The sequence below is a fragment of the Paenibacillus sp. GYB004 genome, from assembly GCF_036577605.1.
In the GTDB taxonomy this organism is placed as follows: Bacteria; Bacillota; Bacilli; order Paenibacillales; family NBRC-103111; genus Paenibacillus_AB; species Paenibacillus_AB oceani.
In genome coordinates this window covers 332,027-352,489 of sequence record NZ_JARBDB010000002.1, presented here as the reverse complement: position 1 = coordinate 352,489, position 20,463 = coordinate 332,027, and the positions used below count along the sequence as shown (strand labels likewise).

At 57.0% G+C, this 20,463-nt stretch carries 17 protein-coding genes; 12 read left to right on the top strand and 5 right to left on the bottom strand.

Going from position 1 to position 20,463, the window contains the following annotated elements; all coding sequences use genetic code 11:
* Nucleotides 1-75: 75 nt before the first annotated feature.
* The 5 genes from PV433_RS01635 (at nt 76) to PV433_RS01615 (ending at nt 7,443) form a co-directional block, all read left to right on the top strand.
* A complete protein-coding gene (locus tag PV433_RS01635) occupies nt 76-1,743 on the top strand; it encodes a b(o/a)3-type cytochrome-c oxidase subunit 1 (protein WP_332070540.1) in 1,668 nt (555 codons plus the stop codon).
* A 502-nt stretch (nt 1,744-2,245) separates the two neighbouring features.
* Nucleotides 2,246-3,562 carry an ABC transporter substrate-binding protein gene (locus tag PV433_RS01630; protein WP_332070450.1) on the top strand — a complete coding sequence of 439 codons (1,317 nt, stop codon included), beginning with the start codon at nt 2,246-2,248 and terminating at the stop codon, nt 3,560-3,562.
* Nucleotides 3,563-3,613: 51 nt separating this feature from the next.
* A complete protein-coding gene (locus PV433_RS01625) occupies nt 3,614-4,885 on the top strand; it encodes a sialidase family protein (RefSeq protein ID WP_332070449.1) in 1,272 nt (423 codons plus the stop codon).
* Nucleotides 4,886-5,037: 152 nt separating this feature from the next.
* Nucleotides 5,038-7,044, top strand: a complete 2,007-nt coding sequence (locus PV433_RS01620; protein WP_332070448.1) for a glycosyl hydrolase family 28-related protein — start codon at nt 5,038-5,040, stop codon at nt 7,042-7,044.
* A 120-nt stretch (nt 7,045-7,164) separates the two neighbouring features.
* Entirely contained in the window at nt 7,165-7,443 is a 279-nt protein-coding gene (locus PV433_RS01615; protein ID WP_223836748.1) for a hypothetical protein, read from the top strand.
* Between the two features lie 160 nt (nt 7,444-7,603).
* Here the strand turns inward: PV433_RS01615 and PV433_RS01610 are convergent, their stop codons facing one another.
* Nucleotides 7,604-7,840 (bottom strand): hypothetical protein, encoded by a 237-nt coding sequence (locus PV433_RS01610; protein WP_332070447.1) that lies wholly within the window; start codon nt 7,838-7,840, stop codon nt 7,604-7,606.
* Complete coding sequence (locus PV433_RS01605; RefSeq protein ID WP_190929407.1) at nt 7,830-8,042, bottom strand: hypothetical protein; 213 nt, start codon at nt 8,040-8,042, stop codon at nt 7,830-7,832. Before PV433_RS01605 ends, PV433_RS01610 begins: the two co-directional genes overlap by 11 nt.
* A 284-nt stretch (nt 8,043-8,326) precedes the next feature.
* On the opposite strand from PV433_RS01605, the gene PV433_RS01600 reads away from it, so the two are divergent.
* Nucleotides 8,327-9,658: a DRTGG domain-containing protein gene (locus PV433_RS01600; protein ID WP_332070446.1), complete on the top strand. Its 1,332-nt coding sequence runs from the start codon at nt 8,327-8,329 to the stop codon at nt 9,656-9,658.
* A 157-nt stretch (nt 9,659-9,815) separates the two neighbouring features.
* Here the strand turns inward: PV433_RS01600 and PV433_RS01595 are convergent, their stop codons facing one another.
* The 3 genes from PV433_RS01595 to PV433_RS01585 all read right to left on the bottom strand — a co-directional run bounded on the left by PV433_RS01595 (nt 9,816) and on the right by PV433_RS01585 (nt 11,143).
* Complete coding sequence (locus PV433_RS01595) at nt 9,816-10,109, bottom strand: YtpI family protein (RefSeq protein WP_190929409.1); 294 nt, start codon at nt 10,107-10,109, stop codon at nt 9,816-9,818.
* A gap of 177 nt (nt 10,110-10,286) precedes the next feature.
* Nucleotides 10,287-10,814 carry a hypothetical protein gene (locus PV433_RS01590; RefSeq protein WP_332070445.1) on the bottom strand — a complete coding sequence of 176 codons (528 nt, stop codon included), beginning with the start codon at nt 10,812-10,814 and terminating at the stop codon, nt 10,287-10,289.
* Entirely contained in the window at nt 10,811-11,143 is a 333-nt protein-coding gene (locus PV433_RS01585) for a YtrH family sporulation protein (RefSeq protein ID WP_332070444.1), read from the bottom strand. The genes PV433_RS01590 and PV433_RS01585 overlap by 4 nt, the downstream gene beginning before the upstream one ends.
* 151 nt (nt 11,144-11,294) lie before the next feature.
* On the opposite strand from PV433_RS01585, the gene PV433_RS01580 reads away from it, so the two are divergent.
* The 6 genes from PV433_RS01580 (at nt 11,295) to pyk (ending at nt 20,383) form a co-directional block, all read left to right on the top strand.
* Nucleotides 11,295-14,969, top strand: a complete 3,675-nt coding sequence (locus tag PV433_RS01580; protein ID WP_332070443.1) for a DNA polymerase III subunit alpha — start codon at nt 11,295-11,297, stop codon at nt 14,967-14,969.
* An 819-nt stretch (nt 14,970-15,788) separates the two neighbouring features.
* Nucleotides 15,789-16,313 carry a phosphatidylglycerophosphatase A family protein gene (locus PV433_RS01575; RefSeq protein WP_332070442.1) on the top strand — a complete coding sequence of 175 codons (525 nt, stop codon included), beginning with the start codon at nt 15,789-15,791 and terminating at the stop codon, nt 16,311-16,313.
* Nucleotides 16,314-16,411: 98 nt separating this feature from the next.
* Nucleotides 16,412-16,600 carry a glutamate decarboxylase gene (locus PV433_RS01570; protein WP_138880633.1) on the top strand — a complete coding sequence of 63 codons (189 nt, stop codon included), beginning with the start codon at nt 16,412-16,414 and terminating at the stop codon, nt 16,598-16,600.
* Between the two features lie 125 nt (nt 16,601-16,725).
* Nucleotides 16,726-17,604 carry an acetyl-CoA carboxylase, carboxyltransferase subunit beta gene (gene accD, locus PV433_RS01565; RefSeq protein WP_332070441.1) on the top strand — a complete coding sequence of 293 codons (879 nt, stop codon included), beginning with the start codon at nt 16,726-16,728 and terminating at the stop codon, nt 17,602-17,604.
* On the top strand, nt 17,597-18,580 hold the full coding sequence (locus tag PV433_RS01560; RefSeq protein ID WP_332070440.1) for an acetyl-CoA carboxylase carboxyltransferase subunit alpha: 984 nt from the start codon (nt 17,597-17,599) through the stop codon (nt 18,578-18,580). Before accD ends, PV433_RS01560 begins: the two co-directional genes overlap by 8 nt.
* 48 nt (nt 18,581-18,628) lie before the next feature.
* Nucleotides 18,629-20,383 carry a pyruvate kinase gene (pyk, locus tag PV433_RS01555; protein ID WP_332070439.1) on the top strand — a complete coding sequence of 585 codons (1,755 nt, stop codon included), beginning with the start codon at nt 18,629-18,631 and terminating at the stop codon, nt 20,381-20,383.
* Nucleotides 20,384-20,463 lie beyond the last annotated feature (80 nt).

Here is a 20,463-nt window from a genome sequence, read left to right as displayed (position 1 = left end):
CCGGCCTGGTCCGGAAAGGATGGCGATCGTATGAATATGGCAACAGACACGCAGGCGGCTCCGGCTGCGGAACCGATGACAACGCGCGGGAAGGGCGGCGAGAAAGCGGAACGCTTCGACCGTCAGGACGGGGCGCTCGTTCTGGCGCATCTCTTATTCGCTTTCACGGCTCTTCTGCTCGGCGGTATCGCAGGTGTGCTGCAGGGGCTCGTCCGCGGCGGACTGATCGAGTTGCCGGCCGGCATCGGGTATTACCAGCTGCTGACGGCGCACGGCGTATTGATGGCGTTAATTTTCACCACCTTTTTCATTATCGGTTTCCTGTATTCGGGCATGTCCAAGACGCTGGGGGGCAAGCTGCTCCCGACTTCGCTGCGGATGGGATGGATCGGCTTCGTCCTGATGGCGATCGGAACCGTCATCGGCACGGTCGTCATCCTGCTTAACAAGGCGAGCGTATTGTATACGTTTTACGCGCCGCTGAAAGCTTCCCCGTTTTTCTATATCGCGCTCGCCCTCATCGTAGTCGGCAGCTGGGTCAGCGGGTTCGGGATGTTTTACAACTACCGCTACTGGAAAAAAACGCACAAAGGCAAACTGTCGCCGCTGTTTTCCTTCATGGCGGTCGCGACGATGATTTTGTGGCAGATCGCGACGATCGGAGTCGCGGCGGAAGTGCTGCTGCAGCTGATCCCTTGGTCGTTCGGCTGGGTCGAGACGATCAATGTGCTGCTCAGCCGGACGTTGTTCTGGTATTTCGGCCATCCGCTCGTTTATTTCTGGCTGCTTCCGGCGTATATTTGCTGGTATGTGATCATCCCGAAAGTGATCGGCGGCAAAATATTCAGCGACGCTCTGGCCAGACTGTCCTTTATGCTGTTCATCGTATTCTCGATTCCGGTAGGCTTTCACCATCAGCTGATGGAGCCGGGCATCAGTCCGTTCTGGAAATATTTCCAGGTCGTCCTGACGTTTATGGTTATCGTACCTTCGCTGATGACCGCTTTTTCGCTGTTCGCTTCGTTCGAGCTGTACGGGCGGTCCAAAGGGGGAAAAGGCTTGTTCGGCTGGTTTAAGGAGCTGCCGTGGAAGGATGTCCGGTTTTTCGCTCCGTTTATGGGCATGCTCGTCTTCATTCCGGCGGGAGCGGGCGGCATCATCAATGCAAGCAATCAGATGAATGCGGTCGTGCACAATACGCTGTGGGTAACCGGGCACTTCCATCTGACGGTGGCGACCAGCGTCGCGCTGACGTTTTTCGGCATTACGTATTGGCTCGTTCCGGTCGTGACCGGACGCACGCTGACGCCGCGCATGAACAAGTGGGGGATCGTGCAGACGATTTTGTGGTGTGTCGGCATGTTCTTCATGTCCGGCGCCATGCATACGGTCGGGTTGTTCGGCTCTCCGCGTCGAACGGCTTACACGACTTACGGCGATCATCCGGACGCGTTATCGTGGATGCCGTATCATGTCGCGATGGCGGTATCGGGCGTGCTGCTGTTCCTGGCCGTCCTGATCATGATCGGCTGCATCATCGGTATGCTCCGGGCGCCGAAAGGCCGCGAGGAATATCCGATCGGGGAAGTAGCCGAATCGGCGGAGCCTACTCCGGCTTTGCTGGAACGGTGGAGCGTCTGGATTGGCGTCTGCATCGTGCTGATCGTCTTCGCTTATACGATTCCGCTGGTTGGAATGATCAACAGCGGCGTACCCGGGTCACCGGGATTTGAGATGTGGTAGTGATAAGCAAGCAAGAGGCTTTGCCGGTATGTTGCGGCAAAGCTTTTTTTGTTAAAGAGGTAGTTCAGAAAGTCCACTTTTGATCACGAAGGAGATCCGAAAGCCTACTCGACATCGAATATGGAATTCAGCCGGAACTTCCGGTGCTCACAAAAGCTGCCACTACGCTCCGCTCCTCATTTCCTAGCTTCATCCCATCTTCTCCGTGCTGAAAACCGGACTTTTTGAACTCGCACTCATCTTAAACATTCTGGTGTTAAAAAGTGGGAGGTCAACCTTAAGAATTGCAATGAAGCGGTACAGGGTAAGCGTTATACTATTCCTAGGAAACGTCGTTCCGTATTAAAGAACAAATGAAAGCGGTACACATTCGGCAATCATGCGCAGGTTGCCGGAGCCGGGAAGTCGCGTTGAACGCCATCGGCAGACAGACGGTTGGTTACCGGCGTGTACGGTGCCGGCAGACGACGCTTTACCATTTTGAATGCAGGGGGATTCTACTATGTCAAAAAGATGGATTACCGGGACATTGGCCGCGCTCGCCGTCTTAACGGCCGTCGGATGCGGCGGGACTAACGGGAAGAGCGGAGAGGAACAGGCAAACGGGGGGACGAACATGACACCGGCCGACGGCTTCGATACGACGAAGCCGGTTACCTTGAAGATCGTCGACACCGGTCTGATTACGGACGAAGAGTATCAGTTGTATGTCGAGGGACCGGTCAAGAAAAAATACCCCAACATTACGCTGGAACTGATCCGCCAGAAATATTCGGTTGACCGTTACGAGCTGCTGCTTGCAAAAGGCGAGAAGTTCGATCTGTTGTTCGAGGCGAACCTGCTGTTCGACGATGTGATCGCGGCCAAGCTCGCCGACAATATGGAGCCGATGCTGAAGAAGCATCAGATCGACCTGAACCGGATCGAACAGGTGGCGCTCGATTCGTTCAAGATCGCGAGCGGCGGTCAGCACTTATCGGGCGTTCCTTTCACGAGACATTTCAATGCGCTCTATTACAACAAAGATTTGTTCGACCGGTTCGGCGTTCCTTACCCGAAGGACGGCATGACCTGGGAAGAGACGATCGAGCTGACGCGCAAAATGACCCGCACTGAGGGCGGCGTCGTATACCGCGGACTCGATCCCGATCTGCCGTTCCGCACCGCTTCCGCGATCGGCCAGCCGATCATCAACGAGAAGCATGTATCCACCGTAACAGGCGAGAAGTGGAAGCAAATCTTCCAAATGTACAACACGATATACGAGATCCCCGGCTATAAGGAAAAGTTCGTTAATCCGAACAACTTCGGCGAATTTACGAAAGGCAATCTTGGCATGCTGGCGGGTCTGAATATACTCCCGGCGATCTCCAAGGTGGCGGATAAACTGAACTGGGATATGGTTGCTTATCCGAGCCTGAAGGAAGCGCCGAATACGGGGCATGAATTCGACGGCCACGGTATCGTCGTCACTTCGATCAGCGACAAAAAGGATGCCGCCTACAAGGTGGTCGAGGTGCTGCTGTCCGAAGAAAATCAGCTGCTGATGGCGCGCAACGGCAAGATGCCGATAGTAAAAGCCCAAAACGTACAGGAGTCGTTCGGCAAAGACGTATCGTTTCTACAAGGGAAAAACGTGAAAGCCATCTATAAGACGATGCCGGCCCGATCGCATATTCCAACCCCTTACGACAGCAAGGCCCGCACGATCATGAACAAGTACAACAAGGATATATTGACCGGAGCCAAAGATTTGAATACGGCACTGCGGGAGATGGACGAGGAAATTACGAAAATGATCGCGGAAAACAAAAAATAAGAAGACGACTGCCGGATCAGGTTGGATAGCGGCGGGAAAGGATGAAGGAAAATGTCCGATTGGAAAGTCGAAGAGCTTGCCCCGGAAATGGTAAAGGTATACGAGTCGCCCGATCCGGGCACTGTGTTCGCGTACAGTCCCGGACTCGCGGTGCTGCCGGGCGGCCGTCTTGTCGCCACGCTCGATCTGGGCGGGCCGGGCGTAGCGGCATTGCCGGGCAGCAAGGGCGAGCTTGAGCCAGGCCGGCCGTGGCAGGGCAAAGTGTTTACTTCCGACGATCAAGGCCGCACATGGACATTTCGGACCGACTTTCCGTTTATTCACGGAAGACCGTTCGTAGCGGGGGACGCGTTATATGTTCTGGGCCATTGCAACGATTTGACGATCATTCGCTCGGACGACCGGGGCGAGACGTGGAGTGCGCCGGTCCGGCTTACGAATGGCGAAAAGTGGCACCAGGCACCGGCGAACGTTCATTATGCCAAAGGTAATGTGTATCTCGTGATGGAGAAAATGACCGACCCGGCCTACAAAGGCTGGGGGGTCAGCGTGCTTGCCCCCGTTCTGATGCGGGCGAGCGCCGGCAGCGACCTGACTCTCCGGTCAAGCTGGACGTTCGCTTCCGAGCTGGGCTTCCGCGACGCGATCGACGAGGACGCGCTGAACGGCTTCGGCGTTCCATTCTACAAGGTCGAACCGGGCACCGTGGCGCGCATCGCCCCGGGGCGGCCGGCCGTCCGGATCGGCTGGCTGGAGACGAATGTCGTGCAGTTTACCGATCCGAACCATTATTTTCATGATCCGCAAGGGCGCACGTTCCATCTCTGGATGAGAGCGCACACGGGAGGGACCGGCTTCGCGAATGTGGCCAAAGCGGTGGAGCAGGAGGACGGGACGATCGCGACGATGCTGGAGACCGTTCCTTCCGGAAAGACGATCGCCTTCGTACCGTGTCCCGGCGGCCAGATGAAGTATCATATCCTATACGATGAGACGACCCGGCTGTACTGGCTGCTCAGCACCCAGACGACGGACAGCATGACGCGGGCGGAGCTGCTTCCGCCGGAGCGCTTCGACCTGCCGTATAACGAGCGGCACCGGCTGCAGCTGCACTTCTCCAGAAACTGCATCGACTGGTGCTTTGCCGGACTGGTCGCGAAAACGGATCACCCGAAGCAGGCCCGGCATTACGCGAGCATGGCCATCGACGGGGACGATCTGGTTGTGCTGAGCCGCTCCGGCGACGAGCGGGCGGTTACGGCTCATAACGGGAACTTTATCTCGTTTCATCGGATTCGCCATTTCAGGAAGCTTGTTTACTAGGCATGCCGCATTTGGTACGACGCGTTCATAAGGAGTTCCGGCGATTCCTAGGCTCATGCAGGGCTTTCGTCAGCAGTTCCCGACCAGAAGCGTACGCCTGAATCGCCGGAAGCGGGCTACGACTAGGACAAGATCCAAGGAGGCGTTGAGCGATGAAAAACGAGTCCGGCAGTGAGCGGCAATCTGTTCGAACAGAAGCCGAGGGAGCGGGCAAACGTGTCAGCCGCAGGGAGCTTCTGCTCTCCATGGGAGCTGCGGGTATAACTGTCGCGGCGGGCGGCTTGCTGCAAGCGAGTGCAGCTTCGAATCAGACGGTGGAGCAATCAACGTATTCGGTACAGCAAGCGACATACGGCGCCGTAAACGTCAAAGATTTCGGCGCGGCGGGCGACGGGACGAACGACGATACAGCCGCGATTCAGTCGGCGATCGAGGCATGTGCCGGCGAAGGCGGGGGGATCGTCTTCCTGCCCCCGGGCATCTATAACGTGACAGGCACCTTGCAGCTGCACACGGGCGTCACGCTTGAGGGAGCGGGCGTCAGCGCATGGGACCTGGTCTTTTCCGACCGGCCGAAGCAGCCGGCTCCGACGGAGCTGCGCTTTCTCGGCACCGGGGCGAAAACATACGAGATTGCTTACGCCACCGATATGCTTCCTTCCGGAGGGGTGCTGCACAATCCGCAGACGCTGCCGGATCATGCGGATTCCGTCTACGGGCTGACCAATTTCCGCAACGCCGATGCTGCGGGTAATCTCCCGGCGACGACCCGTAAGTTTTCAGTCGGGATCTATGTGCCGAAAGGCTGCGAATTTGCTTCGATCCGAAACTTGCGCCTCGTCCCGAATTTTAACGGCATCAGCGGCTACAACGACAAGCTGACGGCTGCGCTCGGCGACGAATGGGACGTCGGGGTATTTCTGGACAATGCCCAGGATATTCTCATGCACAACGTGCAGATCGTCGGATATTGGCGGATAGCAGCGAAGCTTCAGGCGGCCGGCTCGCTCGGCAATGAGTACAAGAAAGCCGGAGCGGAAAGGAACCGATTCTACGATTGTTTGTTTCAGGGAATGACCGGCGTATGTGTGCGAGGTGGCGATATGTACCGGGTTACAGCGTTCGGCGGATCGGCGGGGCAATATTCGATCGAAATTCCGTGGACTGCAAGCAATCCGTTTCCCGTTCAAGGAACGGTGCGGCTGGCCGGCAGCTACCTCAACTACACCTCGACCAGCGTATCGGGCGACAAGCTCACCCTGCACGGCATCGCAAGCAATCCCGAGGAGCTCGGGAATGTCGGGGACGGGCTGCGGTTATCCCCGTTCAGCTCGGGTTTTGCCGGGACGACCTACGTGAACTGTTATATCGCCGGTTTGGAGCACACTTCCAAAAGAGGGGCGCCGCACGGTAGTATCGGACTCGGCGTCTCCAAAAACATCGAAGCCAGCGGCAACCTGCGAGGGTTGAAATTTATGGCCTGCACCGTGCTCGGATTCGAGGATATTTTGCTGCATTTGCACGACTCGGACGACATTCAGTTTATCGGCTGTTATTTCGAGTCTGCCCGAAGGCAGGACGGCGTGCTGGGCGGCGGCCGGCTGATCGCGTCCCCGTACCGGAACGCTGCCGGAGCCAGAGGCGCTTATCCATGCGGCCATACGGAGAACGTGCAGTTTTGGGCGACCGAATTTCACGTATCCGTTGACAAAGCGCCGAAGTTCAAACGTTTGTCAGGCGTCCGCTATACCGACACCGGCTTTTTTGCGCCGCGTTACGTGTTTGACAGCTTCGAGACGTTTCCGCTGTCCGACGAGCGGGACTTTGTAATTCGCGGGCCGAAGGACCAACGGATCAAGCTGCAAAATGCGAACGGACAGTCGGCACTGGCCGTCACTCCGGGCGGTAACATCGAACTCATCGGCAATCTGCTCGACACGAGCGGCTCCAAGCTGAAAATTTCACCAACCGCCGGAGACGGCGAATTCGCCGGCGGCGTACATCCGAAGACGGATCAGGGAGCAAGCCTCGGAAAGCCGGCCAGGCGCTGGGCGAACGTCCACGTGTCGGACGGTCTGCTGATGACGACGCCGGACGGGACCCACACGTATAAAGTGTATGTCGACAACGCCGGGCAGATTCGGGCCGATCTGCAATAGTCTTCCCCGGTGATTCCGGCACAAGCGAATTTCGTCATCGGGTCCCGCCGGGCGATGGCAGTCATACCTTGCAAGGTTGTCTCATACAATGAAGGGAGTACAACCCAAGGAGAGATTGCCATGAAAGAATGGAAGAGCGTCATCTATATGAGCCTGGCGCTGGGGATGTTGATCTACGCCGTTCCGCGTCTCGATATCGGGGGAGGTTTTACGCTGCCGACCGTATTCGGCATCGTCTGGATCGGATTCGCCCTGATGATCGTGGCGGCGCATCTGCACCGTATCTTAGGAGTGGATGAAGAAACGAAACACGAGCTCGCCCGTGTACGGAATCATAGCCGCCGGCGGCGTCAGATGTGGGTCGACAGCAAGATCCGGGCGCTCGGCACGAAAAAGTAAACAAGCCCTTTCGCAGATTAGCCTGTATCCTCGCAGGCGAAAGGGCCGACCCGGGAAGGGAACCGGTAAGGGACCTCGTCCCCGGGCATGGAAAAAGACGCTTTCAAAACCACGGAAGTCGTGGTGATGGAAGCGTCTTTGTCGTATCTGCTTATGGCGGCTAACGCATTGCGGTCGCTTGGCGCATATCGCCGCCCGGACGGCGGGCGATGCCCCTCCACGCAAGATCCGATCCGCCTTTCATCGTAAAGTGGCCGCATGTTCCGATTCCGATGGCGGCTTTCCCCTCGGTCGATTTATAGAAACATAAGCCATTCAACATATCGCCGCCCGTCTGAAAGTAACGGCAGTTATAGCAGCTTGACTTCAAGTGCGGCGATACGCTTCTATAGCTCATCGTCATCATCCTCCATTTCGATCATGGTGTCTTCCGTTATGGTTTGAAATTGTTTCGCCCTCCGTGTAATTTCTCCGGCCATCTGTTGGATTAAGGCCGAATTATTCGTCTTGGTCGCCAGTTCCAGCTCGCTGTGGTAATGATGAAGCACGGTTTGAATCGCAATCTCTAAGTTTTGGCGATCCACCACGACGTTGTCCATGACGGTTCAATCCTCCTGCCGAATGGTATGGGTTCCTCCAATCTAATCATGTATTTCCAGAATAAAGGAAAATACACGTTGTGAGTAGTGCAGTTGGGAATCTGGAATTATCGTTTACACGCCCGTTTGCTTGTGGTATAATCCTCCAATTTTGCTAGAGGTTCCGGAAATCGGATTCCTATAACGGATCGGACGAACGCCTACGGTTGTCACGTTATCCGCCGGGTACTATAATAGAAAGTAATACAGAACGGTACAGTTTCGTAGGAATGGGGTATAACAGAATGGATGAGCTGCTTCAGGAATCGGCTACCAAGCACGAGCAAATTTTAAAATATATCGAATCGCTGGCGATCAATACGAAAATATCGGTACGCAAAATCGCCAAGGAAATGGACGTAAGCGACGGAACCGCATACCGCGCCATCAAGGAAGCGGAAAATCAGGGACTGGTCAGCACGAGAGAGAGGATCGGCACGATCCGCGTCGAGAAAAAGCAGCGCACCAATATCGACAAGCTGACGTTTGCCGAAGTGGTCAATATTGTGGACGGGCAAGTGCTGGGAGGAGCGGCCGGTCTGGAGAAAACGCTGCATAAGTTTGTGATCGGCGCGATGCAGCTCGAAGCGATGGCCCGGTACATCGAGCCGGGCAGCCTGCTCATCGTGGGCAACCGCTACCAGGTGCACCGGTATGCGCTGGAGCACGGCTCGGCCGTCCTGATCACCGGCGGATTCGATACGAACGACGAGGTGAAACGGCTCGCGGACGAGCTCGGACTGCCGCTGATCTCGACAAGCTACGATTCGTTTACCGTTGCTTCCATTATCAACCGTGCGATCTACGACAGGCTGATCAAGAAAAAGATCACGCTGGTCGAGGACATCTTGTCTACACAGCAGCCGCCGCACACGCTCAAAGGCAACAGTACCGTTGCCGACTGGGAGAATCTGGTGGAAGAGACGGGCCACAGCCGGTTCGCCATCGTGGACGAATGGAATAAGGTCATCGGGATGATCGCCTCCAAGGACGTGCTCGGCGTGCCGAAGGAGCAGACGCTGGACAAGCTGATGACCCGCAGTCCGATTACGGTCGTGCCGCAAACTTCGGTTACGTCCGCCGCTCATATGATGGTATGGGAAGGAATCGAGCTGCTGCCGGTCGTTGATCCGAAAGGCAAGCTGCTCTCGGTGATCAGCCGTCAAGATGTACTGAAGGCGCTACAGGTGATCCAGAAGCAGCCGCAAATCGGCGAGACGTTCGAGGATTTGATCGTGATGGGCTTCGAGGAGATGCGCGAGGACGGCGGGCAGCTGTCTTATCGCGGGGTCATTACGCCGCAGATGACCGGGCGGCTCGGAACCGTATCGGAGGGCGTGCTTACAACGCTGATGACGCAATTTGCCTATCGTTCGTTAAAGACGCACAAGAAAGGCGACTTTGTCCTCGAGCATTTCTCGGCTTATTTCCTGCGTCCCCTCCAGCTAGAAAGCGAAATCGAGATCAGGCCGAAAGTGATCGAGCTGAACCGCAAGCATGGCAAAGTCGACGTCGAGATTTATCTCGGAACGAACCTTGTGTGCAAGGCGATGCTGTCCGCGCAGGCGATCGACTGACACGTCGGGCCCGGGCTTAGATGAAGAGAATCCGCCGCTGCAAACCAGAAGACGCTTCCGGTCCCGTGTCCATAGAGGGGGAGCCGGAAGCGTCTTTGCGATTGATTATAGAAGTTCTCGCCTACAGGCCGGCGCGTCTTGCAGGAATAGGCAGAGCCTATTCCTTGATCCGGTTGTAGATCCCGTAGTTGCGAATGCCCGCGAACAGGTTGAACAGCCCGAGCAGCAGCATGACGGCGCCGACGACGACGCGGACGGACGAACCGGTGAACAGGAACAGCTGGATGACCGAGATGGAAATGAGCATAAGACCCATGCTGATATTCATTTTGGCGGAATCGGTGCCCCGCGCTTTTCGGGAATGCTGTCTCCGGTAACGGATGCTGAAGAAGACCGAGCCGAGCAATGAAACGGCAAAGACGATCAGAAGGGCTCCTTGAAGCCACTGCATGGTAGACGATACTCCTTTGTCACAAGCTTCTGCAAGGCCAGATCTGAAGCCGCGCATCGCAGAGGCTTTCCGGCGATCCTAAAGCGGCTCCCCGGATGCCGGACGCGCCCGGGTGACCTTGTACTTGCATCTTGTTTTTCTTTCTATCATAGCAGAAACGCCCTGGTTCTACAAAAATCAGCGGAAATGAAACGAGCCGATCGAGCCGAGAGCGGCCGACGTTTTGACGAATACGATCAATTCGGTCTGGACGATCGCAATGCCCGTCGCCTCGAGTTTGTAGCTCTGATCGTTCACCGAATACTGATTCGTGACGATCTCCTGCAGCTTGCGAATTTCCGCGAGACGTTCCGATTCTTTACCGGCGGTGAAGATCGACAGACTGTGACCTTCGTAAAACGGCTCGAGCTTTTTCTGCACCTGCTGCCTCAGTTCCTGCTCGACCAGCGGATCGAGGGTCGATTTCTCCAGCCGTACCGTTATTTTTTTGACTACGGACTGGCTGTGCTTGAATTTGTTCAAGTTTTGGATTTCTTTCTTAAGGTTTTCGTTTTCGTCGAAAAGTTCGGTGTTGCGTTTCACGAGCTGACTAAAGTTGGCCTGATGCATGCTCATATACAAGGCGCTGCCGATGATCATCCCGGAGAACAGCAAGCCGGCCCCGGCAAGCCAGCGTGCGATTCTCGGATTCGGCTGCCGCTTCAAGGCTCGACGCCCCCCTCGCATATCCATTTCACCAGCACCGTCCCGATATGAGCGCCCGCAAAGGCGGCGACAAAGTACATAATCTGCTTGAAAGCCGGCGACAGATGACCTTCCAGAAAGTTGGTCTCGATCACCCGGATCGGATCGATCGTCCCCCCGACGGCCGCCACCATGGCCCATATTTTGATGCGCCCGGCTATATCCAGCATTTTGTAGGAGGGAGCCTGCAGCGTCAGCACCGAGCCGATGCCGGCCAGCATGCAGGCGCCCAGCACGATGCCGAAGGCGACGAGGAAATCGATCGCCAGATTGGTTGCAAATTCCCGCATCCGCAAATCCCCTTTCTTGCGCCTCCGGTTCGATAGATTCGCTTCCGAAAGCTTGACCGCTCTCTTTTCACTATTGTATGGGAAACCCCTACCGGAATATGCTACAATAAGAGAAGCGAACAAAAGGCGAACACGCAAGGGGGATACGCTGGTGAAAGGGTTTGTGCACTTGCACGCACATAGCGAATACAGTCTGCTGGACGGAGCCTCGCGCATCGAGCGAATGGCGGAGCAAGCGGCACGGCTCGGCATGCCGGCTCTGGCGCTCACCGATCATGGAGTGATGTATGGCGCCATCCCGTTTTATAAAGCATGCAAAGCAAACGGAATCAAGCCGATTATCGGCTGCGAGGTGTACGTGGCCACCGGTTCGATGCTGACGAAGGCGTCCCGGCAGGAGCAGCCTACGCATCATCTGATCCTGCTCGCCAAAAACGAGACGGGGTACCGCAACCTGATGAAGCTGGTCTCGGACGCCCACCTGCGCGGGTTTCATTACAAGCCCCGCACCGATCTGGAGCAGCTCGCGAAGCACGCCGAAGGACTGGTCTGCTTAAGCGCTTGTCTCGGCAGCGAGATCTCGCAGCATTTGCTGCACGATCGTCGGGAGGAGGCTCTGGCGGCTGCGCTAAGGTTCCGCGGCATGTTCGGCGACGATTTTTACCTGGAAATTCAGGATCACGGCCTGATCGAGCAGAAAAAGGTCATGCAGGCGATGATCGGGCTCAGCCGCGAAACCGGCATCCCGCTGGTCGCTACGAACGATGCCCACTATGTGATGGCCGAAGATCATGTCGCCCAAGACGTGCTTATCTGTATCGGGACGGGCAAGACGCTGGACGATCCCGACCGGCTCAAGTTCCATACGGAGCAGATGTACTTGAAAAGTCCCGAGGAGATGGCGAAGCTGTTCGCCCACGTTCCGGAGGCGCTGGACCATACCGTCGACATAGCGGACAAATGCTCGCTGGAGCTGGAGTTCGGACGGCTGATCCTGCCGGAATACCAGCCTGTTCCGGAGGGGGTGACTTCCGGGCAATATTTGCGCAAGCTGTGCGAGGAAGGGCTGGCAACGCGGTACAGCGCTTTGTCTGAGTGGGCGGATGAGGGATACAAGGCCAAGCTGGAAGACCGTCTCCGCTACGAGCTCGACGTGATCGGCAATATGGGGTATTCCGATTATTTTCTGATCGTCTGGGATTTTATCCGGTTTGCCCACGAGCAGGAGATCGTTACCGGCCCCGGCAGGGGCTCGTCCGCCGGAAGCTTGGTTGCTTACGTGCTCAACATTACCGATGTCGATCCGATCAAGTACGGTCTGCTGTTCGAACGGTTTCTGAACCCGGAGCGCGTCTCGATGCCGGATATCGATATCGACTTCAGCGACGAGCGGCGCGACGAAGTCATCAACTATGTGGTGGACAAATACGGCGTGGAGCATGTCGCCCAGATTATCACCTTCGGAACGATGGCGGCCAAAGCGGCCGTGCGCGACGTCGGGCGGGTAATGAATTTGCCTTATCACGAGGTCGACCGCGCGGCCAAGCTGATTCCGAATCAGCTCGGCATTACGATCGAAGAAGCGCTGAATCAGAGCCAGGAGCTGAAGGATCTGTGCGCCAAACATCCGGGTACGGCCCGGCTCGTCGAGATGGCGATGAAGGTGGAAGGGTTCCCCCGTCATGCGTCCACACACGCGGCGGGTGTCGTCATCTCGCGCGAGCCGCTGACCGACTATGTACCGCTCCAGGAAGGAACGGAAACCGTCGCCCTGACGCAATATTCGATGGAGAACCTGGAAGCGGTCGGGCTGCTGAAGATGGACTTCCTCGGCTTGCGTTATTTGTCCATTATCGAGCGGACGCTCCGCTGGGTCCGCGAACAGACCGGAGAGAAGATCGATTTCCATTCGGTTTCCTACGAGGATGCGGCAACTTACGAGCTGCTGAGCCGCGGCGATACGACCGGTATTTTCCAGTTTGAATCGGCCGGATGCCGGCGCGTGCTCAAGGAGCTGAAGCCTTCGACCTTCGAGGACATTATTTCCGTAGTCGCTTTATATCGTCCGGGCCCGATGGAATTCATACCTAAGTATATTCAGGGCAAGCACGGCCAAATCGGCGTGGAATACCCGCATCCGGAGCTGGAGCCGATCTTGCGCGATACGTACGGCATTATCGTCTACCAGGAGCAGATTATGCAGATCGCCTCCAAGATGGCGGGCTTCCGGCTTGGAGAGGCGGATGAACTGCGCCGGGCGGTCAGCAAGAAGAAGCGGGAGGTGCTCGATGAGGAACGGGCGCATTTCGTCGCCGGAAGCTTGAAGGAAGGGTACTCGGAAGCGGACGCCAACAAGGTATACGATATGATCGTCCGGTTTGCCAATTACGGCTTTCCGCGCGCCCATGCGACCGCCTACGGGGTGCTGGCGTTCCAGACCGCCTACTTGAAGGCGCATTATCCGGTGACGTTCATGGCGTCGATGCTCGCCTCGGTGATGGGCAGCCACCGCAAGGTCGCCGAATACGTCGATGAATGCCGCAAGATGGGCATCGAGGTGCTGCCTCCGGACGTCTGCGAGAGCGGCATCCAGTTTACGCCGGTAAGCGGTGCGATCCGCTTCGGGCTGGCCGCTATCAAAAACGTCGGTACGCATGCGATGGAGACGATTATCCGCGAGCGCGGGGATCGGCCTTACGAGAGTTTGCTAGACTTTTGCCGGAGAGTCGATTTGCGTGTCTGCAACAAACGGGTGATCGAATCGCTCATTCAGGGCGGAGCGATGGATTCGCTGCCCGGCCACCGAGCCCAGCATATCGCCGTGCTCGACGAGACGGTGGAGGCGGCGCAGAAGTGGAAGAAGGAGCGGGAAGATTTGCAGCTCCATCTGTTCGGCTTTACGGAGGAAACGAACTGGACGGTCGATCTGCCGGACGTCCGGCCGTATTCGCAGATGCAGAAGCTGGAGTTTGAGCGCGAGCTGCTCGGCTTATATTTGTCCGGGCACCCTCTGGACGCGTATGAGGAGCTGATCGCGGAGGTGGACGCCGATCTGCTGCACGAGCTGCCCGAGTACGAGGATAATGCGGAGGTGCTCGTAGCGGGCATGGTGCTGTCCGCCAAGCCGCATCTGACCAAGAAAGGGCTGCCGATGGGGTTTGCCGAGCTGGAGAACCGGATCGCCAAGGTGGAGGTCGTCCTGTTCCCGGAGGTGTGGAAGAAGGCGTCCGCGCTTATGCAAAAAGGGAATGCGTTGTTCATGAAGGCGCGGCTCCAGCATCACGACGAGGACGTCAAGCTGATCGCGGACCGCGTCGTGCCGCTGGAGGCGCCCGATGCGGCGCAGCAGGCCCGGGCGCTGAAGCGCCAGCCGGGCGGCTCGCGAAGCGGAGTCGCTGCGTCGCGCGGCGGCGAAGCGAGACGCGAAAGCGCGCCAGCGGTAGCGGTAGCGAGGAGCGCGGCCGGGAGCGAGCGGGCAGAGCGAGCGGGCGAGGGAGCCGGAGGAGCGTCGCTGCGCGGAGGCGAAGCGCCGGCACAAGCGCGTGTGCAAACGCCGCAGGCGAAGCAGCCCGAACCTGCACGCAGCGCGCCCGGGCGGATGCAGCGGCTGTTCGTCAAAATAACCGCGGACCGCGAGCAGCCGCAGCGGCTGAGCGGGCTGCAAAGCTTGCTGCAGCGGCACGCAGGAGCGATGCCGGTCGTGCTTTTCTACGAACGCGAACAGCGCCTGCTTGCGCTGAACGAGGCGTACAATGTAAAGCCGTCGCCGGATCTGATAAAGGAAATCGGCGATATCATGGGCCCCGACTCCGCTCGTGTCAAATAGCTGTAAAGCGGATGCCGCTTGATCAAATTTGATGGTGCAGCATCCGGTTGCATGGACAGGCGGCCTTCGTCAAGCAGAGCTATACCGCCCCCGTCCGTAGGGCAATTCGAGAGGGGAGAACTTTGCCTTCGAGCAAGAATCAAGGCGGCTCAATAGACCAAAACCTGTTCCGACCTAGCCCAACAATCTATCGCGGATTCGGACCGATAGAAGTCACAGAAGCATGCGTTTCCATATTTCAATGGAAGCGGAGGCTTCTTTGCTTTTCCTCCGGGAAGGTGCGCCAATAGCCACTGACTAACGACCCACCACCGTCCCGCCACCCGCCAATAGCTAGCCGCTTAACCGCCCACCATCCGGTTCTGCGCCAATTACCGCCGTCTAACCCACAACCGTCTCGCCCTGCGCCAGCTAGTCATCGTCATCCCCACCCCCGTCTCTCTCTTCATCCATCGCCTATCGTCTAATTGGTCTCCACGCGCTTTCCGTCCCGCCGCCGTAAGGCCAATAAACGCCCTTTCGTGTCCCCAATCAATCCGCTCCCAAAAAAACGCAAAAAACGGACAACTTATCCCGAACATTCCTCAGCCGGTCTGCATACATTTAGTAAAACCCGGACGGGTGACCGGCCCTTACCGTCCTATTTCCGATAGGCGTCGCATGGCTGAGGTGGAGGTAGGGCGGACCGCTCGCACCGCTGGCACCTCGAATATCCGGCCTGTGCGAACGCCCGCGCCCGCACCCGCACCCTGGCAATCCGGCGCAAGAAGCTCGGCCACGCTTAGTGAATCCATATCCATATACCAGGAGGAAATGCCTATGTCCAACCGTTTGGCTTTGCATATGCTTGCCGAAAGAGGCGTCACGCTCCGGCAGGTCGCGGAGATCGTCCACAAACTCCAACTGCCGTACAACGACGAGCTGACGGTGGAAGAGTGCGAGGAAAGCGTCATGGCCGTACTCGGTAAACGGGAAGTGCAGTATACGCTGTATACTGGAATCGCACTGGACATTCTGGCGGAGAAAGGGCTGCTGCCACAGCCGCTGCAGGAAATTATGGAAAACGACGAGTCGCTCTACGGCGTCGATGAGACGCTCGCCCTGGGCATCGTGCACGTATACGGGATGATCGGGCTGACCAGTTTCGGCTATTTGGACAAGGAAAAAACAGGCGTCATCCGTTCGCTCAACAACCACGCCACAGAGATCCACGTCTTCCTCGACGATCTGGTCGCCGGGCTGGCTGCCGCGGCGTCGGCCAGGATCGCGCATCAGAACAAAAACGCCAAGCAATATGACAGCGAGGACTCCGGCGATCAAAAGAACGAGGACCCGGCGCCATGATTCGACACCAGTTTCCTTGCGGGTAAAAGACGGAATATGGTATCATGGTTGCAATGTACACGAGAGGCGTTTCGGTAGTCAGGGAGGTTTTCAGTAGCATGTGGACGGTCATCTATATCGCTCCGACCGCGAAAATCGCAGAGCGAATCAAACAAAAACTGACGGATGAAGGGTTTTTGGTACAAGTTCGCCCTGTTAGCCTATCGAAGCATCAATTCGAAATTCTCGTTCCCGAGGGCGAGCTGGAAGAAGTCCAGGAAGTGTTGAACGCAATTTTGCACGGATGAGGTACACCCGAAGCGGCACGATAGAGGCGACTGCGCTCGCCCGGGCATGCGTCCGTTCCAGCCTCGGGCATGCGCCGGTCTGCAGCGCCGAATACGGATGACAACGGTTTTGGAGAGGTGTAAATGTGGCAATAAAAGATTTTTTCCAGAAGAAACGCAAGTACGCTACCATCCCGTCGGAACAATCGAAGCGTGAAATACCGGAAGGCATCATGAGCAAATGCCCCAAATGCGGCACAATTCAGTACAGCAAAGAATTGGGCAAAAACTTGAAGGTTTGCACATCATGCGATTATCATAACAAGCTGAGTGCCTTTGAACGAATTGAGATTACGATGGACGACGGCCGGTTTTTCGAATTCGACCGCGATATGGTTTCCGAAGACCCGTTGGAATTCCCCGACTACGTCAACAAGCTGACCCGGTCGATGGAGTCGACGGGCCTTCGTGATGCAGTCGTCACCGGCGAAGGGACGATCGGGGGGTATCCGGTTATCGTGGCGGTGATGACCGCCGACTTTTTCCTCGGCACGCTTGGTTCCGTAGTCGGAGAAAAGATTACGAGAGCGATCGAAACCGCGATCCAGAAAAAGTATCCGCTGATCATCTTCTCGACTTCAGGGGGAGCACGGACGCAAGAAAGCATCCTCAGCCTGATGCAGATGGCCAAGACGAGCGCGGCGCTCGCCAAGCTTGACGATGCCGGAGGCCTATATATTTCGATCATAACCGAGCCGACCTACGGCGGAGTGTCCGCCAGCTTCGCCATGCTTGGCGACATTATCATCGCCGAGCCGGGAGCCCGCTTCGGCTTTGCCGGACGAATCGTCATCGAAGAGACGATCCGCCAGAAGCTGCCGGAAGGATTCCAGACGGCGGAGTTTAACCATAAGCATGGACAGCTGGACAAGGTCGTCCACCGCAAGGAACTGCGCTCCACACTGATCAAGATGCTGGAGCTGCACACCGTTAAACCGACCAAGGAGGCAAGTGCGAATGGCTAATGAGCTGCCCTTTGAACGTAAACTTGCCGAATTGAAAAGCAAGATCGACGATCTGCGTAAGTTCGGTGAAGAGAAACAAATCGACTTCTCCGACGAAATCGCCAAGCTGGAAGCTCGTTACGTCCAGCACGAAGAAGAGTTGTACCATAACTTGACCGCCGGGCAGAAGATGGCGATCGCGCGCCACCCGTCGCGTCCGACGACGCTGGACTTCATTCAATACCTTTGTACCGATTTTATCGAGATGCACGGCGACCGGATGTTCGCGGACGATCTGGCGATTGTCGGAGGGATCGCGAAGTTTCAGGGCGTTCCCGTTACCGTAATCGGCCACCAGAAAGGCAAAGATACGAAGGACAACATCGCCCGCAACTTCGGCAGCCCGCATCCGGAAGGATACCGCAAGGCGCTCCGGCTGATGAAGCAGGCGGACAAGTTCCGCAGGCCGATCATTACGTTTTTGGATACGAAGGGCGCTTTTCCCGGGGCTACGGCCGAGGAGCGAGGCGTGGGCGAATCGATCGCCCGCAATCTGCTGGAGATGGCAAGGCTTCGCGTACCGGTCGTCGTCGTCGTGATCGGCGAAGGCGGCAGCGGCGGCGCGCTGGCGCTGGGCGTCGGCAACCGCGTTCTGATGCTGGAACACGCGATTTACTCCGTGCTGTCGCCGGAAGGGGCAGCTTCGATCCTGTTCAAGGACGCTTCCAGAGCGGCGGAGATGGCGGAGGCGATGAAAATTACGGCCGACGATCTGCTTCAACTCGAGGCGATCGATGAAATTATCAAGGAGCCGCGCGGAGGCGCTCACCGGAATCCGGAGGAGCAGGCCGAAAGCGTGAGAGCTGCGATATGGAACCATCTGCAGCAGTTGATGAAGATGAACGAAGACGAACTCGTCTCCGATCGTTATGAGAAATTCCGCAAGATCGGCAAGTTTACGTATATGCACGAAGCAGTGGAGCAAGTTGATAATTAGGCCCCGCACTTCCCGTTAATCCGAAATCTCAGGAGGAACATAACCATCATGCGCAAAACGAAAATTGTATGTACCATCGGACCTTCCAGTGAATCTTTGCCCGCGCTGAAGCAGCTTATTTCGGCGGGAATGAACGTGGCCAGGCTCAACTTCTCCCACGGCGATTTCGAGGAGCACGGCAACCGGATCAAGAACATCCGCCAAGCGTGCCTCGAGCTGAACAAAACCGTAGCGATTCTGCTCGATACGAAAGGACCGGAGATTCGTACCGGCAAGCTGAAGGACGACTCCTATGAGCTGATGCAGGATGAGTCCATCACGCTCACGACCGAGGAAATCATCGGCGACAACAAACGCATTTCCGTCACGTACAAAGATTTGCCACGCGACGTTCATGTCGGCTCGACGATCCTGATTGACGACGGCCTGATCGGACTGACCGTCGTCGAAATTCGCGGCAGCGAGATCGAATGCCGCATCGTCAACGGAGGCACGATCAAAAGCAAAAAGGGCGTAAACGTACCGGGCGTCCGCATCTCGCTTCCCGGCATTACCGAGAAGGATGCGAACGACATCATTTTCGGGATTCAGCAAGGCGTTGACTTCATCGCAGCCTCGTTCGTGCGCAAAGCGTCCGACGTGCTGGAGATTCGTCAGCTGCTGGAAGAGCATAACGCGAACCATATCCAGATCATCTCCAAGATTGAGAACCAGGAAGGCGTTCAAAACCTGGATGAAATTCTCGAAGTATCCGACGGCTTGATGGTCGCCCGCGGCGACCTCGGCGTGGAGATTCCGGCTGAAGAAGTTCCGCTCGTTCAGAAGCGGATGATCAAAAAATGCAACTTTGTCGGCAAGCCGGTCATCACGGCAACGCAAATGCTCGACTCGATGCAGCGCAACCCGCGCCCGACGCGTGCGGAGGCGAGTGACGTAGCGAACGCGATCTTCGACGGTACAGATGCGATCATGCTGTCGGGTGAGACGGCGGCGGGCAAATATCCGGTCGAATCGGTGCAGACGATGTCCCGCATCGCCGAGCGTGCGGAGTCGGCATTGGAATACCGCGAAATATTCATTCGTCAGAGCACGGCGCAGCAAACGACGATTACGGAAGCGATCAGCCAGTCGGTTGCCAGCTCCGCTCTGGATCTGGACGCCAAAGCGATCATTACGCCTACCGAGAGCGGGTATACGGCACGTATGGTGTCCAAGTACCGTCCGAAATCGCCGATCATCGCGGTTACGCCTAACGAGCAAGTTATGCGCCGCCTGAGCCTCATCTGGGGCGTACTGCCGACCCACGGCGAAGAAGCGCGCAATACGGACGAAATGTTCCAGCTCGCCGTAGACAATGCGATGAAGGCCGGACATATCCGTCTCGGTGATCTCGTGATTATTACGGCAGGCGTTCCGGTAGGCCGTTCCGGCACGACCAACCTGATGAAGGTGCACCATGTCGGCGAGATGATCGCCAAAGGACAAGGCATCGGAAGCCAGCCGGCGACAGGCAAAGTCGTCGTAGCGCGCACCGCTCAGGAAGCTTTGGATAAAGTCGTGGAAGGCTCGATTCTGGTCACCGTCGCCACGGACAAAGACTATATTCCGGCATTCCAGAAGGCGTCGGCTGTCATTACGGAAACCGGCGGCATTACTTCGCATGCGGCAGTAGTCGGTTTGAGCCTGGGGATTCCGGTGATCGTCGGCGTCGACGAAGCGACTTCGCTGCTTGAGGACGGCATGGAAGTGTCCGTTTATGCGGAAGTGGGCGTCATTTACTCGGGACAAGCTAAAGTGCTGTAAAGCGATGAACATACAGAAGGGCCCGAATCTGCGGATACGGGTCCTTCTTGTCATTCGTCTCTTCCTGCAAGTCAAGGAGC